10 protein-coding genes are annotated in these 6,593 nt (G+C 34.2%); 7 read left to right on the top strand and 3 right to left on the bottom strand.

From position 1 onward, the window contains the following. Together FOC32_RS00095 and FOC32_RS00090 are read left to right on the top strand one after the other, a co-directional pair. Positions 1-485 (top strand): MobA/MobL family protein (locus FOC32_RS00095; RefSeq protein ID WP_175965968.1); only part of this gene is annotated, 485 nt, incomplete at its 5' end. Beyond that, positions 482-979, top strand: a complete 498-nt coding sequence (locus FOC32_RS00090) for a hypothetical protein (protein WP_004282258.1) — start codon at positions 482-484, stop codon at positions 977-979. The genes FOC32_RS00095 and FOC32_RS00090, both read left to right, overlap by 4 nt. A 143-nt stretch (positions 980-1,122) precedes the next feature. Here the strand turns inward: FOC32_RS00090 and FOC32_RS00085 are convergent, their stop codons facing one another. Further along, a complete protein-coding gene (locus FOC32_RS00085; protein WP_004282257.1) occupies positions 1,123-1,404 on the bottom strand; it encodes a type II toxin-antitoxin system YafQ family toxin in 282 nt (93 codons plus the stop codon). Continuing rightward, positions 1,397-1,687, bottom strand: coding sequence for a type II toxin-antitoxin system RelB/DinJ family antitoxin (locus FOC32_RS00080; RefSeq protein WP_004282256.1), 291 nt, complete (start codon positions 1,685-1,687; stop codon positions 1,397-1,399). The genes FOC32_RS00085 and FOC32_RS00080 overlap by 8 nt, the downstream gene beginning before the upstream one ends. A 280-nt stretch (positions 1,688-1,967) precedes the next feature. Here FOC32_RS00080 and FOC32_RS00075 point away from each other — a divergent pair, with 280 nt between their 5' ends. From FOC32_RS00075 to FOC32_RS00060, 4 genes are all read left to right on the top strand, one after another. Beyond that, positions 1,968-2,810 (top strand): 2OG-Fe dioxygenase family protein, encoded by an 843-nt coding sequence (locus FOC32_RS00075; RefSeq protein WP_004282255.1) that lies wholly within the window; start codon positions 1,968-1,970, stop codon positions 2,808-2,810. Then, positions 2,807-3,700: a lysine exporter LysO family protein gene (locus tag FOC32_RS00070; protein ID WP_004282254.1), complete on the top strand. Its 894-nt coding sequence runs from the start codon at positions 2,807-2,809 to the stop codon at positions 3,698-3,700. The genes FOC32_RS00075 and FOC32_RS00070 overlap by 4 nt, the downstream gene beginning before the upstream one ends. A gap of 763 nt (positions 3,701-4,463) precedes the next feature. Continuing rightward, complete coding sequence (gene repM / locus FOC32_RS00065) at positions 4,464-5,447, top strand: replication initiation protein RepM (RefSeq protein WP_004282261.1); 984 nt, start codon at positions 4,464-4,466, stop codon at positions 5,445-5,447. Further along, a complete protein-coding gene (locus FOC32_RS00060) occupies positions 5,444-5,740 on the top strand; it encodes a hypothetical protein (RefSeq protein WP_004282260.1) in 297 nt (98 codons plus the stop codon). The genes repM and FOC32_RS00060 overlap by 4 nt, the downstream gene beginning before the upstream one ends. Here FOC32_RS00060 and FOC32_RS00055 read toward each other — a convergent pair. Next, complete coding sequence (locus FOC32_RS00055; RefSeq protein WP_086045000.1) at positions 5,737-6,018, bottom strand: mobilization protein; 282 nt, start codon at positions 6,016-6,018, stop codon at positions 5,737-5,739. The genes FOC32_RS00060 and FOC32_RS00055 overlap by 4 nt on opposite strands. Positions 6,019-6,204: 186 nt before the next feature. Here FOC32_RS00055 and FOC32_RS00050 point away from each other — a divergent pair. Continuing rightward, positions 6,205-6,593: MobA/MobL family protein (locus FOC32_RS00050; protein WP_175965966.1), on the top strand; the 389-nt coding region annotated here is incomplete at its 3' end.

Raw genomic sequence — 6,593 nt, 5'->3', positions numbered from 1 at the left:
GCAACGCCAAACGAAAAAGCCTTGGTATGGGTACAACCCAAGAAGATATTAAGCAAATTCGAGAAACATGGGCAGACTTAGCCAACAAGGCATTGGAACGTGCAGGCTACCGAGAAAAAATAGACCACCGCAGCTATGCCGATCAAAATAATGGACTACAAGCAACCATCCACGAAGGCAGCAAAGTCACCCAATTACGCAGACAAGGCATAGACACTGAAATCAGCCGTTTCAATGACAATGTGAAACAGCAGAACACCCAACAACTTGAGCAACAGAAACAGCAGAAAGAGAGCGTTTTACAGCGTGGTTTAAACCGTGTCGATCAAGGTTTTGAGCAATGGCAGAAAAACCAAGAAAACAAACGCCTAGAACTGGAACGCCAAGCGGAAATGAAGCGACAACAAGAACTAGACAAACAACGAGCCGAGCAAGCAAATCGTAAGGCATCACGAAATTTAGATAATGATGGATGGTCACGATGAGTAACCAAAATGATTTAGACGACCAACTCTATATTTTATTGGCATCTATGAAGGAATACAGAGAAGCCATAGCAGATGATAACAAGCGATTAGAGACGTTCTACAATGAAGTAGCTAGCGGAGTACTCAATAAGGCTGAAAAGTCGCTAGAAATCGCAAATAAGAAGCATACAGGCGCATTGAATAACAGTATTCAGGCATTAAACGAAGCCACAAACAGACTGAACTCAAAATTTATCATCATTTTTGCTAGTGCATTTGTCGCCTTAGTGATGGTATTCATTTTGGCAATATTCTTATACGTGCCAAGCAAAGATGAAATTGATGAACGTAGAGCTGATATGGCTGTACTTAAAAAATATCCGCTACAAATTCGAGAAAGTGATGGCGAAACGCTAGTCAGAATTATGACTAAGAAATGCTATTCATTTGAGCCAAATAACGTCAAAAATAAAACTTATGATTGGTGTCGCATTGACCCTAAAAAATACTAGATGATCGGTACTTTGCTTGGTTTTTCTCATTACTGATCAGATTACAGCAAGCGCAAAGTTGCCCGACTTTGAAACATGGCTAAAGCCATATTTCAAAGCATCGAGCCAAGATAGATGAAATGCCTAAGCACATAAATTTTTCACTATTTATTTCTGCGCTTTCCAAACAATTCCGAGTGGCTACCAATTCGTACCAATTGCAAATAATCTTCTTGCTTGGCATAGATCAATACTAAATCAGGTTTAATGTGGCAGTCCCTAAAGCCTTCCCACTCACCAGTAAGACCATGATCACAATATTTTTCAGGCAAAACTATATCGCTACAAAGGCAATGTAGAACTTCTGCCCATGCAGGTGTAATTAGCTCTAAAAATTGCTTTTTAATATCTCTCTTAAATTGGCTTTCAGCTAATATCTTACGCATTGGCTAATTCTTGCATCGCTTTCATAAATTCTTCAGGTGTTTCATAAGCATCTGAAAAATCAGTTCTATTTTTTGCTTCAGTCAATGCTTTTCTTGTGACACTATTCGGCACATTCTCTGTCTCTGCATAATCAAAAGACAAGGGAATTTTATTGGTCTCAGCAACTTGTGTTAAAAACAATTTAAAGGCTTGTGATGCGCTCAGTCCATAACGCTCAAACACTGGAAATGCCCGATCACGCAAATCTTGCTCAAGTCGCAGATTAAAATTTGTTGTCGCCATATCATCACCTATGTTTTACAAAACATGTACTATCGTAAACCTAATGTACGCTAATAGTCTAAAAAATCACTCAAATTATTGTAAGAATTAGTTCCAATATCTGAATTTTGTATAACAGCCATTATGTTAAATGGGAGGGTATTTCATTGAGAATTCACAAAAATTTACCACTTATTAAACCTAAGAGTATGATTATTAATTATAAATAATTTACTTTTTCATAAAAATTAAATATTTTTTGGGCAGTATTACAATATTAAGTTATATAGTAAGGTTTCCTATGCTGAATCAAAATTTAAGAAAAGAATATCCAAACGAAAATCATCAATTTAATTTAAATCAAGAAGTTGATGTTTCAAAATTACAAGAAGACTTTCAACAGAATGGTTATATAAAATATAAGGCTTCAGAAGTTGACATTAACTCAAAATTAACTATTTTCAATGAATTTAGAGAGTTAGAAAAAGATCCCTTTTCACCATCAAACACTCAACGCTTTAGAAGGTATGGAAATGCTCTAATTCTTCCATGGGAAAAGCAAAAAAATCCAATTTGGTTACCGACTACAATAACTGATGATGGAAGAGAACTATCTGGATATGATCAAGGTAATAATAATCCAGAGCATGGCTCTATCAGATATTTTAATGCTTTAAGTGACGATGTTAAAAGCTCTAAATATTTGAATTCAATAATTATTGAAGACTATAACTTAACATTTGGGTTAAATGACTATTATTTACCAATTTATGTTGGAATACACTTTGTTAAATTAACTTCAACTTGTGACCAAAGTTTAGGCATTAGTTCTCCTGATTGTTTCCATCAAGATGGAGAACCTTTTACCTTTGCTCATCTTCTTTATAGAAGCAATAATATTGTAGGCGGTGAAAATTATATAGCCCATCCAAATGAAAGAAATAAGCGTCTAGATGATGTAAACAATGAAAATATTTACAGTCAATTCACATTAAAAAATATTTCTGATAGTTTTGCTGTTCACGATTCTTCGGTATGTCATTATGTATCACCAATTAAAAAAATTAATAATGATCAAGTAGATTTACTTGGTGAGCGTTGGATGATTTTAATTGACTACTCTTTAACGAAACAAAAAATATGATAAATAACCTTATATTTTCTTTATTGCCTATTCTCTTATCTTTAATACTTGGATGGGGAATTGGGCGAGTAATAAATTCAAATACTAGAGATAATTTAGTAAGTTATATAACATTCTTAGTCTGGTTACTTCTAATTTCAATAGGTTTCCAATTTGGTAGTATTCTTTTTGATAAAGAACTAGGAACTACAGTAATTGTCGGATCATTTATTTATTCAACAATTATTACTTTTATTACTTTTATTTTACTTTTTAAAAAAGTAAAAAATACAAGTAAAAATAAGAAATCTATATCTGAAATTTTTAAACCTATCAAAGAGTGTGTGATTGCTATATCAATGGTTATTATTGGTATGGTTTTGTATCTTGTATTGCCGAGTAATTGGGAGAGTGAGGCTGTAAGTAGTATTCTTCTTTATATCTTGATATTTTTGGTAGGTGTGGATTTATCAACAATTAAAATTCAAGCTTTGACCATTAATCATTTTCAAGTACCACTAATTACAATTTTTTCACTATTCATTGCTGCATATTTAACAACATTCATTATAGATAAATCATTTTTTGAACTTTTAGTTTTAGGAAGCGGATTTGGCTGGTTTTCTCTTTCAGGTCCACTCATAGGAAAAACATTAGGTGCTGAATATGGAACTTTTGCCTTATTAACTGATTTAATTAGAGAGTTTTATGCAATAGGTTTGCTATATCTTCTTGGACGAAATTATCCTAATCCTATAATTGGTATTTGTGGAGCTACAGCAATGGATTCTACACTTCCATTTATAAAAAATAATTGTTCGCAATTGGACGTGCAAATAGCAATTTTTAGCGGTTTTATTTTGACAATACTAGCACCCTTTTTTATTATATTTTTTAGTGTTTTTATTTAAAATATTATTTTAGGCAGTGATTTACTTAACTTGATTATTAAATTTTTCTAAAATCAACATAATACACGTTATACGAAATGTGTTATATTTCTTGTGAAATTTCAACGCTATAGTTTCAATTTTATAGCCCGAGCATCCCAGTTCGGGCTTTTTTATGCTTTTTCACGTTCCACGGCTAATCTTTGATCAATATTCCACGTTTTTAATTAGTTCAGCTAAATAAAATTATTTGCTCCCAACTGTAATAACCAAGCGAGTGCCTACGAGCGATTGAGCAACATAAAAATTTCGCCCCGTCTTTTTCCTGATTACAAAGCCTCCTTTTGCAGCCAAACGAGATTAACCGAGCAAAGCGACTGTATAGCTTTTGCTTGATGATCGAGCGTGAGCGAGTAAAAAATCTCTATGAGCGAAGCGAATCCATTTTTGCTTTTAGATTTCACAAACAGAATTAACCAAAAACTGCCCCTCGAAGCGAGGAACGAGCTTCAATAGAGTACGAGCTTTAGCGAGTATCTAGGGCAGTTTTAAGCACTTCCCCTCTTTTTAATAATTTTATAATTTTATAATTTTAGACCTCTTATTTTAATTAAATATCAATAGTTTGTGCGCCTATATCTATACGTTTATGCAGTCTTATCTATACGTTTATGCAGTCTTATCTATACGTTTATGCAGTCTTATCTATACGTTTATGCAGTATTGCTATACATATTTAATCAATGTAATATAATTACAACTAAAAACAATGTATGTATAAAAAATGGCAAATGATTTAGTCGTTAAAAATAATGCTTTGATTGATGCAAGTTATACATTAAGTCTTATAGAGCAACGCTTAATAGGGTTGGCTTTGGTTAAAGCCAATAATCAGCACCAAGAAATAACAAGTGATACTGTGTTGACAATACATGCAGGGGAGTATGCGGAACAATTTAAGGTAGATAGCTCAGTTGCTTACCGAGCATTAAAGGAAGCATCAGAACGCTTATTCTTACGCTATTTTTCTTATACGTTATATGGCTTAGAGTTTGGTAAAGAATACACGCTTAAACCGCCAAAAAAACTAAGAGATTGTGATATACCCACAACAATGAAATCGAGATGGGTACAAAAAATTGGTTATACCGAATCAGAAGGCTTATTACATTTTCAACTTACCAGCGATGTTGTTTTATTAGTTGCCAATTCAAAAGAATATTTTACAAGTTACTACCTTTCTCAGACTACAGAATTTACTAGTACCTACGCCACTCGGTTGTTTGAGTTATTAATGAAGTGGAAAAATGTAGGACATATTCCGCTTATTCCAATAGAGCAGTTACGAGGACAGTTAGGTGTAGAACCCAAGCAATATAAAATAATTTCTAACTTTAAGTTACGAGTATTAGATGTTGCTGTGGAACAAGTGAATCAACATTCAGACTATACGATTAAATATAAACAACATAAGCAAGGGCGGACGATTATTGGTTTTTCATTCACATTGAAGCCTAAAGTAGATAAAACCTCAAAAAAAATAATATCCAAGCAAAATCGCAATAGCCCCGATTTTTTCATAAAATTGAGCGACCCACAACGTCATTTATTTGCAAATAAAATGTCAGAAATGCCTGAAATGGGGAAATATTCACAAGGTACAGAAAGCTACCAACAATTTGCTATTCGTATCGCTGATATGCTTTTAGAGCCTGAAAAATTCAGAGAGCTTTATCCAATATTAGAAAAATCAGGATTTCAGCCATGATTAAATTAAATAACCTATCAACCGATCTAAAACATGTGACCGTTGAATACCTCGACATCGTAAATTATGAAATTGCGAGAGAAAATATATGCGGTTATATCTTCCTATTATCCCGAATATCCAAAGATGCCGAACCAACCGAAAAAATACAGATGGAAAGCAAAATACAGAACTTAATTTACTATCGGGATAATTTACAAATCGAGGACAAGGACAATATTCAAAAGGTTTTAAATACGCTCATTCCAGAGTATCAAGCCGAACAAAAAAACCAAATAGCTAAGAAAAATTAGGCTTCAATATCGGGCAAATCAAAAAGCTGTCGATCTCTATTTTCTGTTAAATATTCGTTGAGTTCAGCCAATATTTTTTCTTTATTGGCTTCATTCTGCATTTTTTTAATCAAATAAGAACTGAGCAGAATTTTACGCCGAGTATCATCTTTTCGTTGCTGTTCCTTTTGCTTGGTACGTTCTCTTGCTTCGATAGCTTGTTTCTGTGCTTTTAACTGTTTCAGCTTCTCTAACTGGGCTTCAATTTTCTTTTCAATATTTTCAGCAGATTTAGTCATAACGGTTAATTTCGGAATATAGAAAACCACTCAAGCATAAGACCCTATGAATTGAAATTCAAGCGGGTAATATGCTATCGTTTTTTTCATGAAATGCGCACTTACGACTTGGATTTCATCCAAGTCTCCATTAGCGTAAGGGGATTCCCCTTAACCCCAAAAGCAAAAGCACCCCAAGGTGACTGCATGGCAATTTATCATTGTTCCACTAAAACGGTTAACCGAAGTTCGGGACGAACTGCGGTTGCATCATCTGCATATCGTGCAGGGGAAAAATTAGAAGATGAACGCACAGGACTGACCCATGACTTTACGAGAAAAGATGGTGTCGCCCATTCTGAAATTCTGTCTAATTTAGATATTGAAATTGACCGTGCTGAGCTTTGGAACTTGGCAGAAAAAACCGAAAACCGCAAAGATGCCCGAACCGCTAGAGAATGGGTCATTGCCCTACCTGATGAATTAGACGCTGATCAACGTAAGGACTTGGCAAAAGAATTTGCCAGGTCCTTAGTTGATCGCTATGACGTGATCGCAGATTTAGCCATCCATGAACCCAGCAAAGGCGGTAATGA

This window comes from Acinetobacter sp. FDAARGOS_724, assembly GCF_013364475.1.
In the GTDB taxonomy this organism is placed as follows: domain Bacteria; phylum Pseudomonadota; class Gammaproteobacteria; order Pseudomonadales; family Moraxellaceae; genus Acinetobacter; species Acinetobacter variabilis.
Note: the sequence above shows the minus strand (reverse complement) of the source record. Positions and strands in the feature narration are given on the sequence as shown.